23 protein-coding genes are annotated in these 25,893 nt (G+C 73.6%); 15 read left to right on the forward strand and 8 right to left on the reverse strand.

Going from position 1 to position 25,893, the window contains the following annotated elements; all coding sequences use genetic code 11:
• The first annotated feature begins 15 nt into the window (after positions 1–15).
• Together C8054_RS22160 and C8054_RS22165 are read left to right on the forward strand one after the other, a co-directional pair.
• Entirely contained in the window at positions 16–729 is a 714-nt protein-coding gene (locus C8054_RS22160) for a DUF2993 domain-containing protein (RefSeq protein ID WP_107159713.1), read from the forward strand.
• On the forward strand, positions 729–2,981 hold the full coding sequence (locus C8054_RS22165) for an MMPL family transporter (protein ID WP_107159715.1): 2,253 nt from the start codon (positions 729–731) through the stop codon (positions 2,979–2,981). The genes C8054_RS22160 and C8054_RS22165 overlap by 1 nt, the downstream gene beginning before the upstream one ends.
• A 52-nt stretch (positions 2,982–3,033) precedes the next feature.
• On the opposite strand, the gene C8054_RS22170 is transcribed toward C8054_RS22165, so the two are convergent.
• The 3 genes from C8054_RS22170 to C8054_RS22180 all read right to left on the reverse strand — a co-directional run bounded on the left by C8054_RS22170 (position 3,034) and on the right by C8054_RS22180 (position 5,975).
• A complete protein-coding gene (locus C8054_RS22170; protein ID WP_107159717.1) occupies positions 3,034–3,708 on the reverse strand; it encodes a peptidoglycan recognition family protein in 675 nt (224 codons plus the stop codon).
• Positions 3,709–3,776: 68 nt separating this feature from the next.
• Positions 3,777–4,523, reverse strand: coding sequence for a lysozyme (locus C8054_RS22175; RefSeq protein WP_107159719.1), 747 nt, complete (start codon positions 4,521–4,523; stop codon positions 3,777–3,779).
• Positions 4,524–4,649: 126 nt separating this feature from the next.
• The gene (locus C8054_RS22180) at positions 4,650–5,975 is read right to left on the reverse strand and encodes an FAD-dependent oxidoreductase (protein WP_107159721.1); all 1,326 of its coding nucleotides are present in this window, start codon (positions 5,973–5,975) and stop codon (positions 4,650–4,652) included.
• Between the two features lie 120 nt (positions 5,976–6,095).
• Between C8054_RS22180 and C8054_RS22185 the strand changes: the two genes are divergently transcribed.
• A complete protein-coding gene (locus C8054_RS22185) occupies positions 6,096–6,446 on the forward strand; it encodes a YciI family protein (RefSeq protein ID WP_107159723.1) in 351 nt (116 codons plus the stop codon).
• Positions 6,443–7,648, forward strand: a complete 1,206-nt coding sequence (locus tag C8054_RS22190) for an RNA polymerase sigma factor (protein WP_107159725.1) — start codon at positions 6,443–6,445, stop codon at positions 7,646–7,648. Before C8054_RS22185 ends, C8054_RS22190 begins: the two co-directional genes overlap by 4 nt.
• 57 nt (positions 7,649–7,705) lie before the next feature.
• On the opposite strand, the gene C8054_RS22195 is transcribed toward C8054_RS22190, so the two are convergent.
• Positions 7,706–8,125 carry a MarR family winged helix-turn-helix transcriptional regulator gene (locus C8054_RS22195; protein ID WP_107159727.1) on the reverse strand — a complete coding sequence of 140 codons (420 nt, stop codon included), beginning with the start codon at positions 8,123–8,125 and terminating at the stop codon, positions 7,706–7,708.
• A gap of 119 nt (positions 8,126–8,244) precedes the next feature.
• On the opposite strand from C8054_RS22195, the gene C8054_RS22200 reads away from it, so the two are divergent.
• Positions 8,245–9,996, forward strand: coding sequence for an ABC transporter ATP-binding protein (locus tag C8054_RS22200; protein WP_233219957.1), 1,752 nt, complete (start codon positions 8,245–8,247; stop codon positions 9,994–9,996).
• 117 nt (positions 9,997–10,113) lie between these two features.
• On the opposite strand, the gene C8054_RS22205 is transcribed toward C8054_RS22200, so the two are convergent.
• On the reverse strand, positions 10,114–10,980 hold the full coding sequence (locus C8054_RS22205) for a hypothetical protein (RefSeq protein ID WP_107159732.1): 867 nt from the start codon (positions 10,978–10,980) through the stop codon (positions 10,114–10,116).
• Between the two features lie 472 nt (positions 10,981–11,452).
• Here C8054_RS22205 and C8054_RS22210 point away from each other — a divergent pair, with 472 nt between their 5' ends.
• Positions 11,453–12,001 (forward strand): hypothetical protein, encoded by a 549-nt coding sequence (locus C8054_RS22210; RefSeq protein ID WP_107159840.1) that lies wholly within the window; start codon positions 11,453–11,455, stop codon positions 11,999–12,001.
• Between the two features lie 213 nt (positions 12,002–12,214).
• Here C8054_RS22210 and C8054_RS22220 read toward each other — a convergent pair whose 3' ends face one another.
• Together C8054_RS22220 and C8054_RS22225 are read right to left on the reverse strand one after the other, a co-directional pair.
• Positions 12,215–12,514 carry a cell division protein DivIVA gene (locus C8054_RS22220; RefSeq protein WP_233219959.1) on the reverse strand — a complete coding sequence of 100 codons (300 nt, stop codon included), beginning with the start codon at positions 12,512–12,514 and terminating at the stop codon, positions 12,215–12,217.
• Between the two features lie 191 nt (positions 12,515–12,705).
• Complete coding sequence (locus tag C8054_RS22225) at positions 12,706–13,476, reverse strand: phosphotransferase (protein WP_107159734.1); 771 nt, start codon at positions 13,474–13,476, stop codon at positions 12,706–12,708.
• A 73-nt stretch (positions 13,477–13,549) separates the two neighbouring features.
• On the opposite strand from C8054_RS22225, the gene C8054_RS22230 reads away from it, so the two are divergent.
• The 9 genes from C8054_RS22230 to C8054_RS22270 all read left to right on the forward strand — a co-directional run bounded on the left by C8054_RS22230 (position 13,550) and on the right by C8054_RS22270 (position 25,038).
• Entirely contained in the window at positions 13,550–14,440 is an 891-nt protein-coding gene (locus C8054_RS22230; RefSeq protein WP_107159736.1) for an alpha/beta fold hydrolase, read from the forward strand.
• A 19-nt stretch (positions 14,441–14,459) separates the two neighbouring features.
• Positions 14,460–15,071 (forward strand): hypothetical protein, encoded by a 612-nt coding sequence (locus tag C8054_RS22235; protein ID WP_199199880.1) that lies wholly within the window; start codon positions 14,460–14,462, stop codon positions 15,069–15,071.
• 153 nt (positions 15,072–15,224) lie between these two features.
• The gene (locus tag C8054_RS22240; protein WP_199199881.1) at positions 15,225–15,767 is read left to right on the forward strand and encodes a hypothetical protein; all 543 of its coding nucleotides are present in this window, start codon (positions 15,225–15,227) and stop codon (positions 15,765–15,767) included.
• Between the two features lie 97 nt (positions 15,768–15,864).
• Positions 15,865–17,133: an FxsC protein gene (gene fsxC / locus C8054_RS22245; protein WP_107159740.1), complete on the forward strand. Its 1,269-nt coding sequence runs from the start codon at positions 15,865–15,867 to the stop codon at positions 17,131–17,133.
• Positions 17,133–20,507, forward strand: a complete 3,375-nt coding sequence (gene fxsT, locus C8054_RS22250) for an FxSxx-COOH system tetratricopeptide repeat protein (protein ID WP_107159742.1) — start codon at positions 17,133–17,135, stop codon at positions 20,505–20,507. The genes fsxC and fxsT overlap by 1 nt, the downstream gene beginning before the upstream one ends.
• The gene (locus C8054_RS22255; RefSeq protein ID WP_107159744.1) at positions 20,507–20,911 is read left to right on the forward strand and encodes a hypothetical protein; all 405 of its coding nucleotides are present in this window, start codon (positions 20,507–20,509) and stop codon (positions 20,909–20,911) included. The genes fxsT and C8054_RS22255 overlap by 1 nt, the downstream gene beginning before the upstream one ends.
• Before the next feature lie 128 nt (positions 20,912–21,039).
• On the forward strand, positions 21,040–23,949 hold the full coding sequence (locus tag C8054_RS22260; RefSeq protein WP_233219966.1) for a M36 family metallopeptidase: 2,910 nt from the start codon (positions 21,040–21,042) through the stop codon (positions 23,947–23,949).
• A 177-nt stretch (positions 23,950–24,126) separates the two neighbouring features.
• Positions 24,127–24,567: a ribonuclease domain-containing protein gene (locus C8054_RS22265; protein WP_107159748.1), complete on the forward strand. Its 441-nt coding sequence runs from the start codon at positions 24,127–24,129 to the stop codon at positions 24,565–24,567.
• 57 nt (positions 24,568–24,624) lie between these two features.
• The gene (locus tag C8054_RS22270) at positions 24,625–25,038 is read left to right on the forward strand and encodes a barstar family protein (RefSeq protein WP_107159750.1); all 414 of its coding nucleotides are present in this window, start codon (positions 24,625–24,627) and stop codon (positions 25,036–25,038) included.
• A gap of 109 nt (positions 25,039–25,147) precedes the next feature.
• Here C8054_RS22270 and C8054_RS22275 read toward each other — a convergent pair whose 3' ends face one another.
• Positions 25,148–25,867 (reverse strand): HD domain-containing protein, encoded by a 720-nt coding sequence (locus C8054_RS22275; RefSeq protein ID WP_107159752.1) that lies wholly within the window; start codon positions 25,865–25,867, stop codon positions 25,148–25,150.
• Positions 25,868–25,893: the final 26 nt, after the last annotated feature.

A 25,893-nucleotide genomic window follows, 5' to 3' on the forward strand; every position in this document is an offset into this window, starting at 1 on the left:
TGGTGTGCTCGGCGCATGCGCAAACTCACCCGCCGCCGGCTGCTCGCCGGGACGGCGGTCCTGTTCCTCGTCGTGGCGGCGGTGGTCGCCGACCGGGTGACGGCCCGGCTGGTCGCCGGGCGGCTCGCCGACCGGGTCGCCTGCGCGGCCGGGGTGGCCCGGCCCTCGGTCGAGCTGGCCGGCTTCCCGGTGCTGCCCCAGGTGCTCGGCGGCCGGCTGGACCGGCTCCGGGTCGCCGTGGCCGGCGCCCGGGTCAGCGGCCTGCGGGTGGCCCGCGCCGACGCGGACCTGCGGAACGTCCGGACCGGCGACGGGCCGGCGCGGATCGGCGACGTGGCGGTGGCGGTGCTCGTCGGCTACGAGGCGCTGCCCGCCGAGGTGGCCGGACGGACGCTGCGCTACCGCTACGTCGACGGGCTGCTCGGCATCGAGACGCAGCTGTCCGCCGTCCCGGTCACCCTGCTGACCCGCCCGACGCTGACCGGCGGACGGCTCACCCTCATGCCGACCGAGGTGGAGGTGTTCGGCATCCGGCGGCCGGCCGGCAAGTTGCTCGACCGGCTCGGCGGGGGCCCTGACCTCGGGCGGGACCTGCCGGCGCTGCCGGCCGGCCTGTCGTACCGGGCGGTGACGGCGACCGCCGACGGGCTCCTGGTCCGGGTCGGCGGGCACGATCTCACCCTGCCGGCGGCCGGTGGCCGGGCCGGCGCGCGCTGTGGAGGGGCCTGATGCGGGTCGATGACGCGAGCCCGGTGCACCGGATGCTGGGCGGCCTGGGCCGGTTCTGCGCCCGCCGTCCCCGTACGGTGCTGGCGACCTGGCTGCTCCTGGCCGTCACGCTGGTCGGCGCCGCGGCGGTGCTGGGCCGGCCGGTCGACAACGACGTGGCACTGCCCGGCAGCGACGCCCAACAGGCCCGGGACCTGCTCGACCGGACCGGGCCGGGCGGCGGCACGGGCGGGCAACTGGTGCTGCGCGTCGACGACGGACGGCTCGACGACCCGGCCCGCCGGGACGCGCTCGCCCGGGTCACCCGCGAGGTCGCCGAGGTGCGCCACGTGACAGGCGTCGACGGGGTGAGCGCCGCGGCCGGCACGCTCAGCCCGGACGGGCGGACCGGCTGGGTGACCGTGCGGCTCGACGTGTCGCCGCGTCAGGTGGACCGGGCGTTCGCCCGCGCGGTCACCGACGCGGCGGCGCCCGCCGGGGCCGCCGGCATCGAGGTCACCCCCGGCGGGGTGCTCGCCTCGGCCGCGGAACGCGGCGGTTCGCGGGACAGCGAGCTGGTCGGCCTGGCCGTCGCCGCGCTGGTGCTGCTGCTCGCCTTCGGTGGCCTGGTCGCCGCCGCGGTGCCACTGGTGACCGCGTTGATCACGCTGGCCTGCGCGGTCAGCGCGGTGGGCCTGGCCGGGCACCTGGTGGCGGTTCCGTCGGTGGCCGGCACGCTGGCCACCATGGTCGGCCTCGGCGTCGGCATCGACTACGCGTTGTTCCTGGTCACCCGGCACCGCCGGCTGCTCGCCGAGGGCGTGCCGCCGGCCGAGGCGGTCGCTCGCAGCGTCGCCGGCTCCGGCAGCGCGGTCGTGTTCGCCGGCGGGACGGTGGTGGTCGCGCTCGGTGGACTGGCGGTGGCCGGGGTGCCGATCCTCGGCACGCTCGGCTGGACCACCGGCCTGGTGGTGGTCGTCGCGGTGGCCGGCGCGGTGACGCTGCTGCCGGCGCTGTTGGCGCTGCTCGGGCACCGGATCGACCGGCTGCGCATCCGCCGCCGGCGTCCGGCCCCGCCACCCGCCTCGGGCGCCGGCCCCGACGTCGACCCCGATGCCGGCCTCGTCGCCGGGACCGACAGTCGGACCGGCGCCGGCCCCGACGGTGACCCCGGTGCCGGGGCGGGCCGGGCGACCGGGTGGGCCCGACAGGCGGACCGGGTGACCCGCCGGCCGTGGCGGTGGGCGCTGCTCGCGGTGCTGCTGCTCGGCGCGCTCGCCGCGCCCGCACTCGGCCTGCGGCTGGGTCAGGTGGACGCGGGGGACGAGCCGGTCGGCACCGCCGGGCGGACCAGCTACGACCGCCTCGCGGCCGGCTTCGGGCCGGGCGTGAACGGCCCGTTGACGGTGGTCGCCGAGTTGACGCCGCCGGCCGGTTCCGGCGCCGACCCCCGGGTCACCGGGCTGACCGCCCGGGTGGCCGGCACCGCCGGCGTCGCCCGGGTCACCCCGGTCCGGCTCGCCGACGACGGGCGGACCGTGGCGCTGACCGCGTACCCGCGCACGGCGCCGAGCGATCCGGCCACCGCGGCGTTGGTGCGGACGCTGCGGACCGCGGACGTGCCGGGCGTGGCCGTGCACGTGGGCGGCGCGACCGCCACCCGGGTCGACCTCGCCGACCGGGTGGGGGCGCGGATGCCGTGGGTCATCGCGCTGGTGGTCGGGCTCTCCACCGTGCTGCTGTACGCGGCCTTCCGGGCGCCCGTCGTCGCGGTCAAGGCGGCGGTGATGAACCTGGTCTCGATCGGGGCCGCGTACGGGGTGCTGACCGCGGTCTTCGCCTGGGGCTGGGGCGTCGGGTTGACCGGCCTGTCCGGTCCGGTGCCGGTGGAGAGCTACCTGCCGATGATGCTGTTCGCGCTGCTCTTCGGGCTCTCCATGGACTACGAGGTGTTCCTGCTGACCGCCGTGCAGGAGTCCTGGCGGGCCACCGGCGACAACCGGGTGGCGGTCCGCGAGGGGCTGGCCGGCACCGGCCGGGTGATCACCTCGGCCGCGCTGATCATGGTGACCGTCTTCGCCGGCTTCGTGCTCCAGGACGATCCGGTGATCAAGATGTTCGGTCTCGGCATGGCGGTGGCCGTCGCGGTCGACGCCACCGTGGTGCGGGGCCTGCTGGTGCCGGCCACCATGGCCCTGCTCGGCCGGGCGAACTGGTGGCGACCCGGCCGGCGGAGCCGAGTGGGCGAGCGCCTGGCGGGTCCGTCGAGTTAAGCGGGGCCCCTTCCTCTACCGAATGCGTTAAGAAGGGCCCCCGCCTTACATCTCAGGCGCCGAGTCGGCCGGCGACGGTACGCCGCAGCTCGGGCAGCCGGTCGTGCAGCAGGCCGGGACACTGCGTGGAGTTGAAGTCCTTGTGCCCGTAGATCTCGGTGGGCGCGATGCCGTACTGCTGGCAGGTGAACGCGCAGAACCAGACCAGGCTGTCCCAGAGCGCCTGCGGCGGCTGCACGTCGAGGTAGATGCCGTCGTTCTCGATGCCGATGGCCTGGCTGTTCTGCCCGACGCAGTGGGCGCCCTGCACCATGCTCTGCCCGTGCAGCAGCCCGTACAGGCTGCCGTGCCGGCCCTCGGTCAGGTAGCCGCCCCGGCTGTTGGTGAAGTGCTGCCCGGAGTCGAGCCAGCCGTTGCTGTCCATGTGCAGGTTCTGGATGTCGCGCGAGTTCCGGTACGCCTGGGCGAGGCTGTAGTCGGTGGTGTTCGGGAACGCGGTGTGATGAATGATGATCTTGTTGGGTCGGCTCTGCACCACGCTCACCGGCGACGACGGGGGACGGGCGCCCCAGGTCGCGCAGTTGGCGATGGTCGGCTGGTCGACCCGGGTGGCGGCGGCCCGGGCGTCGCGGCCCGCGCCGACCTGGGTCAGCGCGCCGGCGCCGGCGGCGGCGCCGAGCAGGACCGCGCCGCGCAGCACGGCCCGCCGGGGGAGAGGAACGGACATCGGGGCCTCCTCGTCGGGTTCGGACACGGCGGCGGGGCGGGCCGCAGCGACCCGCCCCGCCGGTGGGGTCAGCAGGTGCCGTTGCAGGCCAGCACGCGGAGCCGGTCCAGCGTGCCGTTCCAGACGTTCTGGTCACCCGGGAACACGCCGGAGGAGGACCACTGCCAGAACGAGTACGTGCCCCAGCCGGCCGGCAGCGTGCCGACGCTGCTGGAGTACCGCGCGATCCACAGCGGATTGTTGGCCGCGAACTGCGACGTGTTGCCGGTGCAGGTGCTCCACCAGTCGGTGGTGGTGTAGATGGTGGCCCACCGGCCGGTGCGGGCGTAGTACTGGTTGACGAACGAGGCGATCCAGCTCCGCATCGACGCCTGGCTCAGCCCGTAGCAGGTGGCGCCGTACGGGTTGTACTCGATGTCGAGCGCGCCGGGCAGCGTCCGGCCGTCCCGCGACCAGCCGCCGCCGTGGTCGACGAAGTAGTTGGCCTGGGTCGCGCCGGTGGTGGTGTCCGGGCGGGCGAAGTGGTAGGCCCCGCGGATCATCCCGACGTTGTAGGAGCCGTTGTACTGCTGGGCGAAGTAGGCGTTGGTGTAGTACGTGCCCTCGGTCGCCTTGACGTACGCGAACCGGGCGCCGTTGGCCCAGGCGCCGGACCAGTTCACGTTGCCCTGGTAGCTGGAGACGTCCATGCCGGGCAGTCCGGCCGGGGCGGCCTGGGCGGGCGCGGCGCCGGCCAGGGCCGCGGCGGCGGCGGTGACGGTGGCGAGCAGGGCGGCGCCGGCCGCGCGCAGCGCCGATCGCAGGTGACTGTGCATCTTTCCTCCCTGGGGGTTGCCGCCTCGCGGCGGCGGGAGTATGCCGAAAGGAACTGTCAACATTAGGTCACATGACGGAGAAACTTTTCAATAGACGCATCGAAGATTTTCTCTGAATCTCGAGGCTCAGCCGAGGGCGTGGAGGGCCTCGGCGGCGGCGCGCTCGCCGGCGGTCACCGCGCCCTCCAGGTAGCCGCTCCACCGGGTCGCGGTCTCCGTCCCGGCCCAGTGCACCCGGCCCACCGGCGCGCGTAGCTCCGGGCCGTAGTCGCACCAGGAGCCGGGCGTCACCATGCCGCAGAAGCAGCCCCGGGTCCACGGGTCGGCCGACCAGTCGTACTCGACGAGGTCCACCGGGTCGGCGGCGGCCGGGCCGAACAACGTGACCAGCGCGTCCCGCAACGCGGCCCGGCGCGCCCCGTCCGACAGCCGGCGCAGCGCCCGGGCCTGCGCGCCGTAGCTGAACGCGGTGAGCACCCCGCCCGGCGCGCCGGGCAGCGAGTTGTCCACCGTCTCGGTGAGTGGCCCGGTGTCCGTGGTGGCCACCCCGGAACGGCCGTCGGCCCGCCAGAACGGCTCCGGATAGCGCGCGTGCACCTTGACCGCCGCGCCCATCGGCATCCGCTGGGTCAGCCCGTCGCGCAGCGCCGGCAGCGGCGGGTCGTACCGGATCCGGCCGGCCAGCGCCGGGGCCACCGCGACCACCACCGCGTCGCCGTGGTGCACCTGACCGCCGGCACGGACCCGCACGCCGGCGGCGTCCTGGGCGATCGCGTCCACCGGCGCGTCGAGGCGCAGCCGACCCGGCGGCAGCGCGCCGGCCATCCGCTGCGCCAGCGCCGCCGGCCCGCCGACGATCCGGTCCTGCTGGGCGCCGCCGGCCATGCCGAGCAGCGATCCGACGCCGCCGCCGCTGCGCAGGTAGAACAGCATCTGCAACAGCGACACCTCGGCCGGCGAGGCGGCCAGCAGCCCACCGGCCAGCAGCCGGCCGGCGTACCGGGCGGTGACCGGGTCGGGCGCGGTGGCGGCGAGCCACCCGCCGAGCGTGGTCCGGTCCCACTCCGCCGCCCCGGCGGCCCGCCACGGCGCGACCGGGTCGACGCCGGCCGCCAGCGCGTCCAGCGTGTCGAGCAGCCCGGCCAGCCCGGCCGGCGGCCCGGCCACCGGCGCACCGTCGAGCACCAGCGTCGGCGCGCCCCGGGCCGGCGACGGGAACGTCTCCAAGCCGTACGCGGCGACCAGCGCGTACATCCGGTCCTGGGCGGGGCCGATCCACTGCGCGCCGAGGTCGAGCCAGCCACCGCCGGGCAGCGGTCGGCTCAGCGTCCGGCCGCCCACCCGGTCCCGGGCCTCCAGCAGCAGCGACCGCGCGCCGGCCGCCTCGACCGCGAGCGCGCAGGCCAACCCGGAGAACCCCGCCCCCACCACGATCACCCGGCCGTCGCCCACGGCCGGGCATACCCGGATCCCGGCGGGAATCTCGCCCGCCCGGCGTGTCGAGACCGGCGTCCGCCGTTCGTGTGAAGGGTGGAGGGCGGCAGGGGCCGCCCGTGGTGCCGAGGAGGAACCGTGAAGCAGTACCTGATCAGCATGTACCAGCCGGCCGGCGCGCAGCGGCCGGACCCGGCGTTCCTGGCCGGGGTGATGCGCGAGGTGGAGGCCATCGGCCGGGAGCTGCGGGAGGCCGACTGCTGGGTGTTCGGCGACGGCCTGCACGCGCCGGAGACCGCGACCGTGCTGCGGGCGGCCGGCGACGACGTGCTGGTCACCGACGGGCCGTTCGTCGAGGGCAAGGAGTACCTGGGCGGCGTCACCATCATCCGCGCGCCCGACCTGGACGCGGCGCTGGAGTGGGGCCGCCGCTATGCCCGCGCCACGACGCTGCCGATCGAGGTCCGGCCGTTCCAGGGCGAGGGATGACCGCTGTCGAACGCGTCTTCCGGGCCGAGTACGGCCGCGTGGTGGCCATCCTGGTCCGCCTCCTCGGCGACATCGACCTCGCCGAGGAGGCGGTCCAGGAGGCGTTCGCCGTCGCGGTGCGCCGCTGGGCCGTCGACGGGCCGCCGTCGAGCCCGGCCGGCTGGATCGTCACCACCGCCCGCAACCGGGCGATCGACCGGCTACGTCGCGAGTCCACCCGCGCCGCCCGGCACGCCCAGGCCGCCCTGCTGTACGCCGCCGACCCGCCCGCCGAGGAGGGGCCCGTGACCGACGACCGGCTGCGTCTGATCTTCACCTGCTGCCACCCGGCGCTCGGCCCGGCCGCCCGGGTGGCGTTGACGTTGCGCCTGCTCGGCGGCCTGCGCACCGCCGAGATCGCGCGGGCCTTCCTGGTGCCGGAGTCGACCATGGCGGCGCGCCTGGTCCGGGCCAAGGCCAAGATCCGGGACGCCGGGATCCCGTACCGGGTGCCCCGCGACGCCGACCTGCCGGACCGGCTGCGCGCGGTGCTGGCCGTGGTCTACCTGATCTTCAACGAGGGGCACACGGCCAGTGCGGGGGAGCACCTGGGCCGCGTCGAGCTGAGCGCCGAGGCGATCCGGCTGGGCCGGCTGCTGGTGACGCTCATGCCGGACGAGCCGGAGGCGCTCGGACTGCTCGCGCTGATGCTGCTCACCGAGGCGCGGCGGGCGGCCCGGACCGGCCCGGACGGGATGCCGGTGACGCTGCCGGAACAGGACCGGAGCCGGTGGGACCGGACGCTTGTCGTCGAGGGTCAGGACCTGGTGCGAAGCTGCCTGCGGCGGGACCGGCCCGGCCCGTACCAGATCCAGGCCGCGATCAACGCGGTGCACGCGGACGCGGCCACCGCCGCCGCCACCGACTGGGGGCAGATCCTCGCGCTCTACGACCGGCTGGCAGCCTGCGCGCCGGGGCCGGTGGTGGCGCTCAACCGGGCGGTCGCGCTGGCCGAGGTACGCGGACCGGCCGTCGCCCTGGCCGAGGTGGACCGGCTCGACCTGGCCCGCTACCACGTGTGGCACGTGGTCCGGGCCGACCTGCTGCGCCGCCTCGACCGGCCGGCCGAGGCGCGGGCCGCGTACGACGCGGCGATCGCCGGCACCGGCAACGAGGCGGAACAGGCGTTCCTGCGCCGCCGCCGCGACCGACTGGCCGGCTAGCGCGACGGCCGGGGCGGGCCCTGTGGGCGTCGCGGTCGGTCGACTCCGGTGGTGGCGCTACTCGTCGCGCAGTCGGCGCAGGATCCGGGTCAGCTCCGCCCGGTCGCCCGGGTCGAGCGCGCCGAAGAACCGTTCCGCCTCGGTGGCCCGGGCCGCCCGGATGGCGGCGCCGACCCGTTCGCCCTCGGCGGTGGGCGCGACGAGCGTGGCCCGCCGGTCGCCCGGGTCGGGCCGCCGCTCGACCAGGCCGCGCTCCTGGAGGCCGTCGACCACCTCGGTGGCCGAGCGGGGCGCGATGTGCAGGTGCTCGGCGAGCGTGCCGGGGCGTAACGCGCCGTGCCGCAGCAGGACGCCGAGTGCCCGCGCCTGCCCCGGGCTGACCTCCCACGGCTCCAGCGCGCGCTTGGTCTGGTGGCGCAGCCGTCGGGCCACCGCCCAGAACGTCTCGGCCGGGCTCTCCTCGTCGCTGCCGCTCACCCGGAATACGGTAGCAGCCGATCCTGTTGTTCCCTCATGATGAGGTAACCTCAGCATTACCCCGACGAAGGAGCACCCCCTTGGATCGCATCCCCGACGGCCGCGGAGCCGGCCGAACCGTGTCCCCCACCGAGAAGGCCCAGGCCCGCGACGTGTCGCTACGCCGCATCGGTGGCCTCTTCACCGCCCACCGCGGCCCGCTCGCCGCCGTGGTGGCGATCATCGTGGTGTCGTCGATCATCGCGATGGCCTCGCCGTTCCTGCTGCGTGCCGTGATCGACCGGGCCCTGCCCGACCGCGACCTGACGTTGCTGGCCTGGCTGGTCGCGGCCATGATCGCGGTGGCCGCCGTCACCGCCGTGCTCGGCGTCGTGCAGACCTGGATCTCCACCCGCGTCGGCCAGGAGGTCATGCACCGGCTGCGCACCGACGTCTTCGCCCACCTCCAGCGGCAGTCGATCGGCTTCTTCGTGCGCACCCGCACCGGTGAGGTGCAGTCGCGCATCACCAACGACATCGGCGGCATGCAGTCGGTGGTCACCTCCACCGCCACCTCCATCGCCGCCAACCTCACCACGGTGGTCGCCACCACCGTGGCCATGGTGGCGCTGAGCTGGCGACTCACGCTCGTCTCGGTGATCGTGCTGCCGCCCGCGCTCTGGCTCACCCGCCGCGTCGCCCGGCTGCGCCGGGAGATCACCGCCCGGCGCCAGCGCGAGCTGGCCGACCTCACCGTCACCATCGAGGAAGGGCTGTCGGTCAGCGGCGTCCGGCTGGCCAAGACGCTCGGCACCGGTGCGGCGCTGGTCGACCGGTTCACCGCCTCCTCGGCCCGCCTGGTCGACCTGGAACTGCGCTCCGAACTGGCCGGCCGCTGGCGGATGGCCGCCATGACCGTGGTCTTCGCCGCCATCCCCGCCGTGATCTATCTCGGCGCCGGCCTGCCCGGCACCGCCGGCACGCTCACCATCGGCACGCTCGTCGCGTTCACCGCCTTGCAGGGCAACCTGTTCCGCCCGCTGATGGGCCTGCTCAACGTCGGCGTCACGCTGACCGCCTCGCTCGCGCTGTTCGCCCGCATCTTCGAGTACCTCGACCTGCCGGTCGAGGTCGCCGAGCCGGCCCGCCCGACGCCGCTGGACCCGGCCACGGTCCGCGGCCACCTGCGCGTCGAGGACGTCACGTTCAGCTATCCGGGCAGTGACACCGCCGCGCTGGCCGGCGTCACGCTGGACGTGCCGGCCGGCACCAGTCTGGCCCTGGTCGGCGAGACCGGCTCCGGCAAGAGCACGCTCGCCGCCCTGATCAGCCGCTTGCACGACCCGGACGCCGGCCGGATCACCATCGACGGCGTCGACCTGCGCGATCTGCGCCTGGCCGACCTGGCCGCCGTCGTCGGCGTGGTCAGCCAGGAGACGTACCTGCTGCACGCCACCGTGCGCGACAACCTGCGGTACGCCCGGCCGGACGCCACCGACGCCGACCTCGAGGCCGCCGCCCGCGCCGCCCGGATCCACGACCTGATCGCCGCGCTGCCCGACGGGTACGACACCATGGTCGGCTCCCGTGGCCACCGCTTCTCCGGCGGCGAGCAGCAGCGCCTGGCCATCGCCCGGACGCTGCTGCGCGACCCGCGGATCCTGGTGCTCGACGAGGCGACCAGCGCGTTGGACACCGAGACCGAACGCGCGGTGCAGCGGGCCCTGGACGAGCTGGCCCGGGGCCGGACCGTGGTGACCATCGCGCACCGCCTCTCCACCGTGCGCGACGCCGACCGGATCGCCGTGCTCGACCACGGCCGCATCGTCGAGTCCGGCACCCACCAGTCCCTCCTCACCCGCCAGGGCCGCTACGCCACCCTGGTCGGCTGACCCCCGTCCCGTCCCGTCCCCGCCCCTGGCCCTCGTCGATCTTGCAGATACGGCCCTTCCACATCAGATCAGATCCGACTTTCCCGGGGCCGCAAGTGCAAGATCGCGGGGGTGAGGTCACGGGTCAGGGGTCGGGGGTGGGTTCTCGGGGTGGGGTGGGTGGGAGCGTTGACCCGGGGCCGGGCGTGGGGTGGGCGGGGGCAGCAGGGGGTTCAGCGGCATGAACATCTCCGCCGGGACGCCCGGCCGCGGGCCGCGTCGGGGCGGCGCGGGTCGGGCCGCGGCGCGCCCCGTGCCGCCGGGCGGTCGCTCCGGCTCCGTCGTGTCGGATGGGGGCGGGTCGCGCCGGTGGCGTTCCTCGGCGTACTCGGCGCGTCGGCGGACCAGGTCGCGCTCGCACTCCAGCGCGATGCGTTGCTCCCAGTACGGCAGGAGCAGCCGGCGGACCCGTTCGTCCAGGTGCACCGTCACGTCGGGCTCGCAGCTGAACGTCACGTCGCCCCGCGCGTACGCCCAGGGTGGTGGATCGTGCTCGGCGAGCGCCGCGGTCAGCGCGGCGAGCAGGTCGCGCGGACGGTGCGGCGGCACCTCCGCCGCGCAGCGGACCGCCAGCCGGTGCAGCCGCTGCGTCGCCTGCGGCTGAAAATAGTCGACGTACCAGCCGAACAGTTCCGGCCGGGCGGTCTCCGACGACCAGGTGTAGGTGGCCCGGACCCCGAACACGTAGACCTGGCCCTGGGCCGGCACCACCAGCGGCTCCGGTTGCCGCCGGTCGACGGTGGTCACCGGTGTCGCCTGCTCCTCGGTCCACCACAGGCCCCGCAGCGTGGGCTGCGCGCCGGCCCAGAACCGCCGGGCACGCCGGCGCGCCGCGTCACCGAGCGCCCGGGCCCGTCCGGCCCAGCGTCGTCGCCGGCCGTCGACAGGTGCGCCGGGCCCCGGTCGGCGGCCGGCCGGGCCGGGCTCCGGTGGCATCGCCGTCATCGCACCCCTCTCCGTCGGACGGCAGCCGGCCGCCCGGCCGTCGTGCGGCGGCGGGTCGGTCGGGTGAGGGGTGTCTCGGAGTCAACCTAACAACCGGGTACGGCCGGAGCGGGCAGCCGCGCGGACGGGTCGAGGCTCGCGTCCGCCCGATCGGACGACGTGTCGGGTAGTCCGATCGACGGGACTTGCCGCCGAGTCTGTTAACGTGCTCAATGCGGTCGGTCCCGTTGACGGGACCGACCGTCCAGACCGGACACTCATCTCACTGTGATGTCTTGATTCCGCTACGTCGCGCTTCGTAGCGTGAGGCTTCCGCAAACCCCTCGGGTGGTGGGGCGCCACCGACGGCCGCGGTCATTTCCGTGGGGGGCGAACGCTGATCGCCGGAGCCGTGCCGGTCACCACCGTCGCGGCGTGGTTGCGTGCCGACAAGCCGACGCCCGCCGGGCCGGGCGCGGAAGGGACTGAACGCATGGGCGTGGAAGCTCGCCGGGCCGCCGGACGGACCATCGAATTCCTCAGGTCGCTCGCGGAGCGGCAGTACGGCCGGGTGTGGACCCCGGACTTCCTCACCCTCACCCCCGACGTGCAGGGTTTCGTGGTGTACCACCACGGTGGGCTGGTCCTGGTCTACGGCGCGGTGGTCCAGGGCGACCCGACCCGCTGGTTCTTCCAGATGGCGTGCGCGCCCGGCGCGGACGTCGCCGATATCTCCGGCGCGATGACCTGGGCGAACATCCGCAACCGGCTGGCCGATACCGGGCGCTACTACTGCGTGGTGAAGGCCGACCAGAGCGCCTGCCACGTGGTGTTCACGCTCGACGTGTGGAGCCCGCTGCTGGAGGACGTGACCGCGCCCGAGGCGCAGGCCGTCCGCGACCTGCTCGACGGCGCGCTCGCGGTGTGCGTCCACAACGCCGCGGCCGACTTCCGGGACCTGTCCGCGTACCTCCCGGCGGCCCGGCCGCTCAACCCGACCGAGGTCGACGCCTGGACCCTGTTCGCCTGCACGCAGGACTGACCGGGTCGTGAACGCTCCTCGGCCCCGCGCAGGCCGACGAGTTGGACGAAGATCTCCCGCTTCGCGGTGGCGAGGACACGACGGTCGATGACGTAGCCGGCCAACCAGATCCAGCCGAGGTGAGTCAGCTCGGAGTCGACCGACACGACCCGGAACGTCAGGGCGCGGTCGCCGCCGAACTGCACCGAGGCGCGGCCGTCGATCCGCAGCAGGTCACCCGGTTGCGGACGCACCGCTACCAGCGACCGTCGCTCGGCGGCGGCACCGGCGGGCGTGCATGGCCTGCCAGTCGCGCACGGCCCGCTTCAGTCGCTCGTTCTGCACGGTCAGCCGGCGGATCTGCCGGTGCAGGTCGGTCAGCTCGTCGGCGGCCTCGGCCTGCAACGCGCGCACCTGATCGCCGTCGACGCCCCGGCGGCGCGGATCGAACGCGCGGGTCCGCGCCTCGGGCGGGGTCATCCGGGCCGGCAGGCCGGTGCCGTAGAGCTGGCCGGAGCGACACACCCCGGTCACGTCGGTCCTTTCCCGGTTGCGTCTGCACCTCTGGGTGCACTTCTGGTCGCCCTGGCGACAACAACTGCACCCGCCGGGCAGGGGTGATCGGAGACAGGGCGGTCCAGTGGGTCGGGACGGGCACGCGCACCCGCCCCGACCGGGGGAATGAGCCGAACTCGTTGCCACGCGAGGACCGACCCTGACCGGCTTCAGTCCAGCAGGGCCTTCAACCACTGGTCGGTGTGGCGCTCGGTGTAGTCGGCGTCCGCGCGCCACGACTCGCCGTGCCCGATCCGCCAGTGCGTCGTCCAGGGCTCGACCCCGAGTGCGGCCTGGTCCCGCAGGAAGTCGTGCATCGCCCGGGTCCGGGCGGGCAGCAACGGCACCAGGTCGCGGCGCTGCCGCTCGTCCAGCCCGTACCCGTCCACGAGGGCGCGTAGCCGCCGTCCCGCGTCCGCGCGCTGCCAGCCCTGATGCGCCGACAGAGGGACGAATCCGTGCGCCGCGTAGGCGAGATCCCACAGGCGTGATCCCGGCCCGGCATTGTCCCAGTCGATGACGATCCAGCGTTCACCGATGACGAGGTTCCACGGCGCGAGGTCGTGGTGGACGATCAGCTCGTCCCGGTCAGCCGGGATCAGGGCGTTCCACCGCGCGTCGGGCGGCGGTGTGAACGTCGCGAGCGCGTCGTGCAACTCCCGCGCCAGCCGGCCCATCCGGGCGAGCCGGCCCAGTGGTTCCAGCAGGTCGAAGCGGTGCGGCCACGGCACCTCACCTGCCGCGTAGGTGAGCACCTCCCGGCCCTTCTCGTCGACCCCGAGCGGCCGGGGCACGCCCCGGAAGCCGACCGACCAGAGGTGGTCGAGCAACGCGTGCACCGTCGGGGTCCAGGGGCCGGCCTGCCGGCGTACGGTGTCGCCGACCCGCACCACGCCCGCCGTGACGTTCCCGCCGGCGAGCGGGATCTCCTCGGCGCTCATCCGCCCAACGTGCCACATCGACCGTCGCGCCGCAGGTCCCCACGGCCGGCATGCGGATCGCCATACTGTCGCGATGACCGCAGACGTGCGTACCGAAGACGGTTGTCGCCTGTGGGCCGACCAGTCCGGCGCCGGATCGCCGCTGGTGCTCTGCCACGGCGGCCCGGGCATGTGGGACTACCTCGGCCCGGTCGCCCGGCTGCTCGACGATCACGCCCACGTCGTCCGGTGGGACCAGCGAGGCTGCGGACGCTCGCAGCGGCGCGGGCCCTACACGGTCGCCCGCTTCGTCGCCGATCTCGACGCGGTACGCGAGCACCTGGCCGGGCCGCGGACGGCGCTGCTGGGGCACTCGTGGGGTGCCCACCTGGCGCTGCGGTACGCGATCGAGTACCCCGATCGGGTCAGTCACCTGGTCTACGTCTCCGGCACCGGCATCGACCCCGATCGCGGCTGGCATCCGCACTACGAACGGAACCTGCGGCGGCGCCTCGAACCGTACCGGGAACGATGGGCGGCGCTCGGCGACCCACCGCGCGCCGCTGCCGAGGAGCGCGAAGGGGCGATCCTGCAGTGGTCGGCCGACTTCGCCGACCCCGACGCCGCCCTGCGCCACGCCGAGGAGATGGCCACGCCGTGGCTCGGCATCAACCGGGAGTGCAACCAGGCTCTCAACGCCGAGGTGAAGCGGGAACTCCGCGAGTCCGGGTTGGCCGCCCGGTGCCGTACGCTCGACGTGCCCGTGCTGATCGTCGACGGCGCCGAGGACATCCGCCCTCGCTGGGGCGTCGACTCGCTGCACCGGTCGTTGCCGCGCGTCACACGCGTCAGCCTGGACGGAGCCGGTCACCTGCCCTGGGTCGAGCGCCCGGACGCCTTCCGCCGCGCGCTGACCACGTTCCTGACCGATGATCCTCAGGCGCCCGCCGCACCCCGGCCTGCGATAGCGTGGCCGGCCAGATGAATCAGCGGGCGGGGGATCGATGAGCGTGCTGGGAAACCTCGGGACGCAACTGCCGGCTCTGCTCGGTGTCCTGATCGGTACGGCGGGCACGATGCTCGCCACCGGCCTGAACGAGCGGACCCGGTGGCGCCGGAGCCAGACCGTCCGGTGGGACGAACGGCGACTCGACGCGTACGTGGAGTTGACGAAGGCGGTCAAGGAGATCCACGCCGTGGCGACCCAGATGCTCGGCGAGCACCGTCCCGGGGCGAGGCGGCCGGCACTCGACCACAGCGAGGGAGTGGCCCGACTGGCCGAGGCGGACGTCCGGCACACGTTGGCGTGGGAGTCGGTGCTGCTGCTCGGTGACGAGGCAACGGTCAGTGCCGCTGCCGAGTGGCGGCATGCGGTCCGCGACATCGAATCGGCGGCACGTGACCTGCCTCGTCCGCCGACGGACGTGACCGGGATGATCCACCGGGCCGATCTGGGGCGTGACCGGTTCTACCGGGCCGCCCGGGACAGTCTGGGCGTTCGCGGGGGCTCGGTGGAGCAGGTGCGGCACCTGCTCCCGAAGCCTGGTCGGCCGGAGCCTGCGCCATTGGCGCGCCGGCGGTCGTCGGATCGAATCGATGGCCGTCCGGCGGAGTAGGACGGGTCAACACCGTCCGTCCGCCGGGGGCCGTGGTCCAGCCGGTGGTGCACCCGGGCACGTCGTCAGGTCCGCCTGATCGGGCGGACCGACTCGTTGGCGGCTGCGCGGGCCCGGGGTTGCGGCCCGAGCCGGGATCGCCACACTGTAGCGGTGAACATGGGCAGGTATCTGGGTACGACGACGGCCCGCTTCGACGAGGTGACCCCGCTGCTGTGGGGCGCGGCCGACGAGGAGGATCCCCCGGACGCCGACGACCGCCGTAAGGTGGTGCTGGAGCAGTACAAGATCTATGTGGAGATGGCCGACCGGGTGAGTGCCCGGCGCGGCCTCACCAACACGTTCTTCCTGAGTTTGAACACGCTGATCGCCACCGCCGCCGGTGTGGTCTGGCGCAGTCGCGACGGCGTCGAGCCGAGCTACCTGGCCGTCCCGGTGGCGGCACTGCTGTTGCAGTGTGCGGCCTGGTTCTGGTTGTTGCGCTCCTATCGTCAGCTCAACTCCGCCAAGTACGTCGTGATCGGCGCGCTGGAGGAGCGGCTGCCGGCTTCGCCGTACTGGCGGGCGGAGTGGAAGGCGCTGGGCGAGGGTCGGGACCCGTCGCGATACTGGCCGTTGACCCACCTCGAACAGTGGATTCCGGTCTCGTTCGCCATCGTCTACGCGGCCGGTTTCGTCCTGGTGCTGCTGGCCTGAGCAGCCGATTCACCGAACTGTCGGCAAGTCGACGATTGCCGCGCCGTCACTGTCTCGTTCAGACTGACCCCCGGTCGTCGGCGAGGGTGTGCAGGGGATGTCGTTTCTTTTCTTTCTCAGCTATTGCGGTGAGGACGGGCGCAGTGGTTTCGTCTCCGATTTCTTCACCGATCTGTCGGACGAGATCCGTCGGAGCACCAACCTGCCGGAGGACCGCATCGGCTTCGAGTACGGGAGGATGGACGACGGGACACAGTGGCGTCCCACCGTCGCGAAGGCGCTCGGCACCTGCAGCGTGTTCGTGCCGCTCTACTCGCCGCGATACTTCGAGGCGCGCTTCTGCGGGCAGGAGTGGGGGATCTTCGCCGACCGGCTGCGGTCGTACGAGCAGGAGCACGGCGTCACGCCGGAGCTGATAGTGCCGGTGCTGTGGGAGGACGTCTTCGGCGAGGACCACCTCGGCATCCCACGGCTCGCCCAGGACATCTGGGCCCGAAGCGGCGTGTTGGGAACCCAGCAGCCGCCGATCGCCCTCCGAAAAATGGTGCAGCAAAAGGCCCGGCACCGCCACCGTTACGACGACTTCCTGGACCTGTTGGTCACCCGGATCCGCACCGTCGCCGCGCAGTACGCGCTCCCGGCGTACGACGGGGCGATCGACTTCGACACCGCGCCGGACGTCTTCCGGCCCGTGGTCGGTGACGACGGCGACAGTCCCGTCCCCCGGCCGAGGGCGGGGGAGTCCGGCACGAGCGGCCCGCGGCACGTGCACCTCGTGGTGGCGGCGCCGACCGCGACCGAGGCCGCCGAGAAACGCGCCGAGGTGCACCGCTACGGGACGCGTTCGGAGGACTGGATGCCCTACCTGCCGGAGGCGGTCAAGCCCGTGGTGCGTTACGCGATGACGGTCGCCGACGAACAGGACCTCACCTCGCATCCGGTCGGCGCGTCCGAGAAACTGCCCGAACTGCTCACCGACGCGGAGTCGGCGAACGAACTGGTGGTCCTGCTGGTGGACGCCTGGGCCACGCTCATCCCGGCGTACGTCGAGGCGCTGGAACCCTACGACGACCACTTCTACGGCAACTGCGCCGTGCTGGTGCCGTGGAACCCGGCGGACGCCGAGTCGACGGCGAACGTGACGAGGTTGCAGGAATCCGTCTCGACGCTGTTCGCGAAGAACATGCGCGTTCCACATCCCAATTTCCACCACGCGCTTCGCACCGTGGACGAGTTCCAGCAGAGGTTGCGGGAGGCGCTCATCCGGACCCAGAAGTTCGTCTTCGAGCGACACCCGGTGCCGGAGTTCGCGGACGCCGCCCCGACCGTCGACCGCCCGATCCTGGACGGACCGGGGGCGGCCTGATGGGTGCCGACGAGACGCCGGGACGCATCGTCACCTTCTACTCGTACAAGGGTGGCACCGGCCGTTCGATGGCGCTGGCCAACATGGCCTGGATCCTGGCCAGCAACGGCCACCGCGTGCTCACGGTGGACTGGGATCTGGAAGCGCCCGGTCTGCACCGCTACTTCCATCCGTTCCTCCTGGACAAGGAGTTGACGTCCACGCCGGGTCTGATGGACATGCTGTGGAGCTACGCGGCCGGCATGGTCGATCCGTCGGTCGACGACCGCGAGCAGTGGCGGAAGAAGCACGCCGACGTGCTGGAGTACGCGGTGTCACTGCGCCACAAGTTCCCCCACGGTGGGTTCGTCGACCTGCTGCCCGCCGGCCGGCAGGACCGGTCGTACGCGAGTCGCGCCATGTCGTTCGACTGGGACAACTTCTACGACCGGCTGCACGGCGGCTCCTTCATCGACGAGATGAGGAGCAGCATGCGCGGGCACTACGACTACGTCCTGATCGACAGCCGGACCGGCCTCAACGACACGTCGGGCATCTGCACGGTGCAGCTTCCCGATGTCCTGGTCATCTGCTTCACGCTCAACAACCAGAGCGTCACCGGTGCGCTGGCCGTCGCGGATTCGGTACGCCGTCAGCGCGGCGACCACGACCTGCGCATCCTCCCGGTGCCGTCACGGGTGGAGGACGGCGAGAAGGCCCGGCTGGAGGCGGCCCGCAGCTACGTGCGGCACGGCTTCCGACGTTTCCTCAGCGTGCAGAGCCGGGAGGACCGGGACCGCTACTGGGGTGACGTCGAGATCCCTTACAAGATCTTCTACGCCTACGAGGAGATCCTGGCGTCGGTCGGTGACCGCCCGCACCAGGAAGGCTCACTGCTGGCCGCATACGAGCGGCTGACCACCCACGTCACGGACGGTCGGGTGACCGAGGCCGAACCGCTGCCGGAGTCGGAGCGGGAGGCACTGGTCAGACGCTTCTGGCGGCGGACCGTCGGCGTCAGCCTCTATGACTTCTTCATCAGCCATTCGGACGCCGACCGGCGATGGGCCGAATGGATCGCCGCCGAGCTGGAACAGGCCGGCTACCGGGTCTGGGCCCGGTCGCGGAACCTCCGCCCCGGCGCGCGACTGTCGGAGGAGATCGAGAGGGTCATGTTGTCCAGCGACGTGACGCTCGCGTTGCTGTCCCCCGCGGCGCTCCGGTCGGTGGGTCTGCACCGCGAGTGGGGGCTCGCCCGCGACGTCGACCCGGGCGGTGAGTCGGCGCGCCTCATCCCCGTGCAGGTCGTCGAGTGCCGGACGCCGGCGGGGCTGCGGGACCTCAACGGCATCCAGTTGGCCGGGGAGGACGAGAAGACGGCTCGCCAACGGCTACTCGCGGCGATCCGGTTGGTGCAGCCGGCCACCGGTGGTTCCCGTCCCCGCGACGCGGGCGTCGGCTCACGCGACTTCCCCGGCCGGCTGCCGAAGATCGCCCGGATGCCACCGGCACGACTGCCGGACCTGGTCGGCCGCGAGGAGGAGATTTTCGACCTCTGGGCCGGCTTCCGCGACCGTCGTGGCGGCACGCAGGTGATCTGCGGGTCCGCCGGCGTCGGCAAGACGGCGTTGGCGGCCGAGTTCGTGCACCGGTTCGCCCCCACGTACGACGCCGTGTGGTGGGTCTCCGCCCGGTCCCGCGACGACGTCGTTCTCGGGGTGGTGGAGCTTGTCGTGGCGCTCGGCGGGGCGGAGGGGGGACAACTGACCGACGAGCCGGCCCGCGAACTGCGGTACCTGCTCGGCGATCGGCGGTGTCTGCTGATCCTCGACGGGATGGAGGACGCTCGCGACTGGCGACCGGTGGCGCCGTCGCCGTTGGTGGACGTCCTGATCACCTCTCGGCTTCAGGCCTGGGGCGCGGACGTGGTCCGGCACGAGCTGTCCGTCCTGTCCGAGGCGGAGTCCGTCGAGCTGCTCCGCCGGATCGAGCCCGACCTGGGCGACGGCCCGGCACGGGAGATCGCCGGGCGGGCGGGCGGGCTGCCGCTGGCGCTGGCGCTGGCCGCCACCAGTCCCGCGGTGGCGGGGAACCTCCGGGGCGACACGCACACCCGGTCGTCCGGCTTCATCCTGGCCCCCTTCTGGGCCTGGGCGCGGGAGCGGCTGTGGACCGAGGCGCCGGCCGCCGTGGAGTTGCTGCGCATCGTGGCGTTCTTCGCGCCCGACCCGATCCCGGTCAGCCTCTTCGTCGACACCCCGGCCGCCGCGGACCATCCGGGCCTGCGCAACGCGATGACGCGGGACTCGAACTTCGACGAACTGCTGGCCACGTTGCACGACTACAGCCTGGTGGAGCGGGACGAGGACTCGTTCCGGGTGCACCCGCTGGTGCAGGAGGCCGTGCGGGAGGAGCTCACCATCATCGCCCAGGAGTCGTACCGGCGTCAGGGCGAGCGGCTCCTCGTCTCGGCCCGGCTCGGCGATCCGGTCGACGTGCGCAGTGGGCCCCGCTACCGGCGGCTGCTCCCGCACGTGGTGGCCGCCGACTGGGCCCAGGGACGGTCGCTGCGCGCACTCGTGCTCCTCCTGTGCGGTCACCTCTCCGCCGCCGGTGAGATCGATCGGGCGCGGAGTCTCTGCGAGGACGTGGTGGCGCGCTTCACCGTGCTGCTCGGCGCGAACCATCGCGACACCGTCGCGGCCATGCACACCTTCGCCGCGGTGGCCTGGCAGGCCGGTGACGCCGACGTGGCGCTCGCTCTGGCCGAGCGCGTCTGGGCGCGACGGAGTGAGCTGCTCGGCCCGGACCACGGCGACACCCTCGCCGCGTTGAACAACCTCGCCGTGATGCTGGAGAGCCAGGGCCGGCGCGAGGAGGCGTTGGGTCAGAACGCGAGGGTCCTGGCCCTGCGGCAGACCACGCTCGGTTCCGATCATCCCGACACGTTGGTGGCCCTGGGCAACCGGGCGACGATGCTCTTCCGGGCAGGTCGGCTCGCGGAGGCGCTCGACTGCGAGCGGAGCGTGTACGCCGGACGGTACCGGCGGCTCGGCCCGCAGCATCCGACCACCCTGGCATCGATGGAGAACATCGCCGCGATCCGGCTCGAGATGGGGGAGAAGAACGCCGCCGCGGAGACCTACGAGTTGTTGGTCGCGCGCCACAGCGAGCTGCTGGGCGCCGACCATCCGGACACTTTGCGCGCGATGATCCTGCTGGCCCGGGCGAGACAGCGACTGGGCGACGTGTCGGGCGCCCGGCGCCTGCTCGCCGAGGCGAGTGACCGACAGCGTCGGCTGCTGCCCGAGGAGCACCCGCAGCACGCGGCGATCGGTGCGGTGCTGAGTGAGATGTGGGGGCCCGAGGACGACCAGGAGCGGGGAGACACCTGATGGACCCGATGGTGATGTCGCTGGCCCGGCAGGCCGGCCAGGCGGTCGTGGCCGCGATGGCCTCGGAGATGTGGCCGATCGTGCGCGACCGGCTGACGAGGCTCTACGCCCGGACGAGCGAGGGTCGGGCCTCGGAGGTCGCGGACGCGCTGGAGGACTCCCGCCGGGCCGTGCTGGGCGGCAACTCCTCGCCCGACTTCGTGGCCACCCGCTGGCAGGGCCGGTTCGAGGCGATGCTGGAGGTGCACCCGGACCAACTCGAACCGCTGCGGGAGGTCGTCGTCGGGGCGACCGCCGAGGCGGAGACCGATCCGGGCCAGGTGTTCCGGGTCGGCAGCGGCACGGTGCTCGGCCACGGCCAGATCGTCGCCCACAACCTCGGCGGCGGCATGGTCTGGCCCTAAGGCATCGACGCAATGCCATTAATGGATGTTCGGCGGGTGTCGGCCCGTCGATCATCCTGGTCGGATGGCGGCACGGACATCGCCGTTCGACGATGACAGGAGGGACCGTGCGCACACCATCCCGTGCGTTGACGGGGACCACCGCGCTGCTCATGGCAGCCGGTATGGTCCTGACCGCCGGAGCCGGCGGTCAGGCCGCACCCCGGGACCAGGCCCGCACCGGGGCCGTACCCGATCACCTGCCGGGGGACCGGCACGACACCCGGGCCAAGGACAACCGCAAGGGCCGCGTCGCCGCCACCGCGCGGCAGCGGGACCGGGTCGCCGCGCTGGGCGCGCGGGTCCGCTGGACCGACTTCGGTACGCCGGCCACGCTCACCTCGACCGGGAAGCCGCTCGCCACCGGGCTGCCCGCCGACCCGGCCGCCGCCGCGCGCGCCTACGTGACGGCGAACTCCGACGTGCTCGGGCTGACCGCCGAGGGCGCCGCCGCGCTGGAGCAGTTGACCGTGGCGCCGATGGGACCGGGCGCGACGGTGCTGTTCCGGCAGCGCTTCGGGGACCTGCCGGCCGCCGTCGACGGCATGCTGGCGGTCGGCGTACGCGACAGGGCGGTCTGGCACGTCAGCTCGTCACTGGCCCGGGACGCCGGCACGCCGGCCCCGGCCACGATCGACGCCGCGCAGGCCCGCAGGGCCGCTGTCGCCGACGCCGGCCGTGCCGACGCGCAGGTCCTGCGTACCTCGTTGGTCGCGGTGCCCACCGCGGACCGGGGGCCGCGCGCGGCCTGGGAGGTGGTGCTGGGCGCGGACACCACCGGCGCGGACCCGGCCGCCTACTCCACGTACGTGGACGCCCGCGACGGCGGTGTGCTGGTCCGCGAGGACCTGATCGACCACGCGGAGGACAATCCGTCCTGGGACGTGTTCCCGAACTCGCCGCGCGTCGACAGGTCCTCGGTCGACACGCGGGTGCGCTGGTGCGCCGCGCCGGCGGCCGGCTGCCGCGAGGTGGTCGGCGTGCCGGGGCACCCGGCGTGGGACGTGGACCCGGCCACCGGGGCGTCCACCGCCACGACGAAGGGCAACAACGCGATCGCGGTGCAGAACTGGTTCAGCAACGACCCGTTCAGCGTCGGCACCGAGACCGCCACGCCGCGTCCGGACCGCACCTACGCCTACCCGTGGACGAACCAGTGGCAGGAGCGGCGCTGCGACCCGGAGGTGTTCACCTCGCCGCAGGCGAACGACATCGACGCGGCCCGCGCGAACCTGTTCGGGATGCACAATCGGATGCACGACTGGACCTACCACCTGGGCTTCACCGAGGAGACCTGGAACCTGCAACAGGACAACCTCGGTCGGGGCGGTCTCGGCGGCGACGCCGAGCAGGGCAACGCGCAGGCCGGCGGCGTCAGCGGCGGGCCGCCGACGTTCCCGGCCCGCAACAACGCCAACCAGATCACCCCGCCGGACGGCGTCGCGCCGACCACCAACATGTACCTGTGGCAGCCGGTCGCCGGCTCGTTCTACGCGCCCTGCGTGGACGGCGACTTCGACATGTCGGTGATCGCCCACGAGTACGGCCACGCGGTCACCAACCGCATGATCGCCGGCCCGAGCGCGGGCGTCAGCTCCCCGCAGGGCATGAGCGAGAGCTGGTCCGACCAGCTCGCCATGGAATACCTGTTCGAGCACGGCTACGCCGCGCCCGGCCGACGTGGCTTCACCATCGGCGAGTACACCACCCAGGACCCGAACGCGGGCATCCGCAACTACAACATGAGCGCCAGTCCGTTGAACTACTCGTCGGTCGACTACGACGTGACCGGCCTTCAGGTGCACGCGTCCGGCGAGGTGTGGAGCGCCACCAACACCGACATCCGGGCGGCCATGATGCGTCGCTGGGGGGCGGGCACGCCGGCCGTGCAGAAGGCGTGCGCGACCGGGGCCCGCGAGGTGACGGCGTGCCCGGGCAACCGGCGCTGGATCCAGCTCGTCGTCGACTCGTTCCTGCTGATGGCGGTCAGCCAGGTCAGCATGGTCGACGCCCGGGACGCGATGCTCGCCGCCGACCGGATCCGCTTCGGCGGGGCCAACCAGGACCTGCTCTGGAACGCGTTCGCCGCGCGGGGCCTCGGCGAGACCGCGGCCAGCGTCGGCAACGCCGACCCCGATCCGACGCCGGGCTTCACCTCCCCGTACGCGCAGGAGGGCTCGCTGCGGCTGCTGCCGCTCGGCGACCGCGGGCCCGTGGCCGGCGCGCAGCTGTTCGTCGGGCGCTACCAGGCGCGGGCGGTGCCGGTCGCGGACACCGACGCGGCCACCCCGCTCACCGACCGGGTGGACCTGGTGCCCGGCACGTACGAGTTCGTGGTCCGGGCGCCCGGGTACGGGCACACCCGGATCGGCCCGGTGACCGTGCGGGCCGGCCAGAACCGGACGCTGCCGGTGGTGCTGCGGCCCAACCTGGCCTCGACGACGGCGGGCGCGACGGTCGCCGGCGACGGCATCAACCTGGCGTCGGTCGCGGACGACGACGAGGCCACCAACTGGGCCTCGCTCGGCGCGCCGGTGGCCGGGCGGCAGGTCACCGTCGACCTGGCCGGCGGCCTCCAGCAGGTACGCCGGGTGCAGGTCAGCGCGATGCTGCGCCCGCCGGTGACCGGGGACCCGGACGCCGGCACCCAGAGCCGGTACTCCGCGGTGCGGCAGTTCCGGGTCCTGGCGTGCACCGCCGCCGGCGCGGTGAGCTGCGCCGACGCGGCCGACTTCCGGCCGGTGTTCACGAGCCGGCCGGACGCGTTCCCGGCGGTGGCGCCGCGGCCCCGGGCGCCGGAGCTGATCCTGCGCTCGTTCGACATCCCCCGCACCCGGGCCACCCACCTGCGCGTCGAGGTGCTGACCAACCAGTGCACCGGCGCGCCGGACTACGCCGGTGAGCAGGACGCCGACCCGCGCGCGGCGACCGACTGCGCGACGGCCAGCCCGCAGGCGCAGAACGTGCGGATCGCCGAGTTCCAGGCGTTCGCGCGCTGAGCACGCGGCGGGTGCGGGCGGCTCGGTCCGTCCGCACCCGCCACCGCCTGTTCACCCGGGATTCGGGGCCCGGTCGCCGGGTGAGGGCTGTACGCCGGGCAGGATCCTGGGCAGACTGAGCGCCGACCAGCCAACGATGCTGGCCGATGTTCTGTCGGCTCGCTCAAGGAGGATCCCTTGACCCCGTTCCGCGCCGCCGTCACCCGCGTACGCCGCGCTCTGGCCGCGTCCGCCCTGGTCACCGCCGTGGCCGCCGCCGCGCTCGTGGCCCCCGCCACGGTCTCCACCCGACTCGCCGAGCCCGCCGGGGCCGCCGTCTACAGCTCCTGCACGCTGTCGCGCTGCGCGGACGCCCGGACCGCCCGCTCCGGCTGGTCGGCGAAGAGCTTCCCGACCAGCCGGGGCTGGTACTCGTGGAGCGGTGGCCAGTGCAACTTCGCCGGCGGGCAGTTCTACAACCGCGAGGGCCAACTGCCCACCAACGCCACCTACTACGAGTACGACGTCTACCCGCGCGCCTGCAACGCCGCCCGGGACGCGTACCGGATCGTGGTGAACCGGAGCACCGGGGCGACCTGGTTCTCGCCCGACCACTACGCCAACTTCTACCGGCTCTGAGTGTCCGTCGGCGCCGGCCTCCCCGGCCGGCGCCGACGGTCGGAAAGGACAGCTTCCATGGGCGCAGCGTCCCCGCAGCCGCCGGCCTGGCTGACGCTCGACGCCGGGTCGGCGCCCGAGCCGGCCGGTGTGCCGCTCCCCGGCCCGGCCACCCGGACCCGGGCGGCCCTGCACGAGACGCTTGCCGCGGCGCTGCCGCTGCCCGACTGGTACGGCCGCAACTGGGACGCCCTGGCCGACGCCCTGGCCGACCGGATCGACTCCGGGCCGCTCACCCTCGTCGTCCGGGACGCGGCGAACCTGCTCGCCGACGAGCCGCCCGCCCAGCTCGGCACGCTGCTCGACGTGCTCGGCGCGGCAGCCGCCGGCGGACACGCCACCCTGCGGGTGGTGCTGCGCGAGCACCCGGAGCGGCTGCCGGCCCTGCGCGCCCGAGTCGCCGCCGCCCTGGGCGCCCCCACCCCCGACTGAACACCCGCCGGCCCTTCCCCGGCGAGAGTCGCGTCGATCATGAGGTTGACCGGGTGGGGAAGCGCTCTCCCGGCGGTCAACCTCATGATCAACGGAACTGCCCGGTGGGTCAGGGCCGGGGGTCGAGGATGGCGCTGAAGCGCTCCTCGGCCAGGTCGAGCTGGGCGAAGATGTGTCGCTTGACCGGCATGGACAGGGGCGTGTCCGGGCGGGCGACCAGCTCGCGGAAGACCGGCACCAGCGGGCGGTACTTGGTGGCCGCGCGGGCCACCTTCGGGCCCACCGTGTGGATCACGCCGACGCCGTTGTCGGTGAAGTCGGACACCTTGATCACCCGTGCCCAGGGCTCCCGGTCCAGGCTGGTCGCCACGTGCTCCCGGTACTGCGCGTCCCGGTCCCGGTCCGGGTCGTACTCCGGGTTGGTGACCGCCGCGACCAGTCGCGCCACCCGCGCGCCGAAGCGCGCGGCGAGCGTGGCCAGCGCCGCCGTCGTCACGTCCCCGTCCACAGTTGGTCCGGCCAGCTCGGCCGGGTGGTCCTCGACCGCGTCGTGCAGCAGCCCCGCGACGATCACGTCCACGTCCCGCACCTGGTAGTGGTGCATCAGCCGGATCGCCACCCGCAGCAGGTGGTTCAGGTACGGCTCCCGGACCCGCCGGTCGTCGCGGTGCAGTTCGGCGGCGAGGTCCAGCGCCTCGGTCAACCGGTCGCGGGCCGCGTCGTCGAACGCGGCGACCTCCAGCCGGAAACGGGCCAGCAGGCCGGGCTCACCGTGGATCTCGGTGATCGCGTGCATCGGCATGGTGGCGAGGTACGCGGGGAACTCCATACGTCCCTTATAGCTGATCTTCGCTC

Source organism: Micromonospora sp. RP3T, from assembly GCF_003027925.1.
Lineage (GTDB): Bacteria > Actinomycetota > Actinomycetes > Mycobacteriales > Micromonosporaceae > Micromonospora.

What these genes read in the sequence shown, in the direction of transcription:
- C8054_RS22230 (WP_107159736.1), top strand. Translation starts at nt 13,550, where the DNA reads ATGACCGCAGACGTGCGTACCGAAGACGGTTGTCGCCTGTGGGCCGAC.
- C8054_RS22170 (WP_107159717.1), bottom strand. Translation starts at nt 3,708, where the DNA reads ATGTCCGTTCCTCTCCCCCGGCGGGCCGTGCTGCGCGGCGCGGTCCTG.
- C8054_RS22270 (WP_107159750.1), top strand. Translation starts at nt 24,625, where the DNA reads ATGGGCGCAGCGTCCCCGCAGCCGCCGGCCTGGCTGACGCTCGACGCC.
- fxsT (WP_107159742.1), top strand. Translation starts at nt 17,133, where the DNA reads ATGGGTGCCGACGAGACGCCGGGACGCATCGTCACCTTCTACTCGTAC.
- C8054_RS22275 (WP_107159752.1), bottom strand. Translation starts at nt 25,867, where the DNA reads ATGGAGTTCCCCGCGTACCTCGCCACCATGCCGATGCACGCGATCACC.
- C8054_RS22160 (WP_107159713.1), top strand. Translation starts at nt 16, where the DNA reads ATGCGCAAACTCACCCGCCGCCGGCTGCTCGCCGGGACGGCGGTCCTG.
- fsxC (WP_107159740.1), top strand. Translation starts at nt 15,865, where the DNA reads ATGTCGTTTCTTTTCTTTCTCAGCTATTGCGGTGAGGACGGGCGCAGT.
- C8054_RS22205 (WP_107159732.1), bottom strand. Translation starts at nt 10,980, where the DNA reads ATGACGGCGATGCCACCGGAGCCCGGCCCGGCCGGCCGCCGACCGGGG.
- C8054_RS22210 (WP_107159840.1), top strand. Translation starts at nt 11,453, where the DNA reads ATGGGCGTGGAAGCTCGCCGGGCCGCCGGACGGACCATCGAATTCCTC.
- C8054_RS22235 (WP_199199880.1), top strand. Translation starts at nt 14,460, where the DNA reads ATGAGCGTGCTGGGAAACCTCGGGACGCAACTGCCGGCTCTGCTCGGT.
- C8054_RS22225 (WP_107159734.1), bottom strand. Translation starts at nt 13,476, where the DNA reads ATGAGCGCCGAGGAGATCCCGCTCGCCGGCGGGAACGTCACGGCGGGC.
- C8054_RS22255 (WP_107159744.1), top strand. Translation starts at nt 20,507, where the DNA reads ATGGACCCGATGGTGATGTCGCTGGCCCGGCAGGCCGGCCAGGCGGTC.
- C8054_RS22190 (WP_107159725.1), top strand. Translation starts at nt 6,443, where the DNA reads ATGACCGCTGTCGAACGCGTCTTCCGGGCCGAGTACGGCCGCGTGGTG.
- C8054_RS22165 (WP_107159715.1), top strand. Translation starts at nt 729, where the DNA reads ATGCGGGTCGATGACGCGAGCCCGGTGCACCGGATGCTGGGCGGCCTG.
- C8054_RS22175 (WP_107159719.1), bottom strand. Translation starts at nt 4,523, where the DNA reads ATGCACAGTCACCTGCGATCGGCGCTGCGCGCGGCCGGCGCCGCCCTG.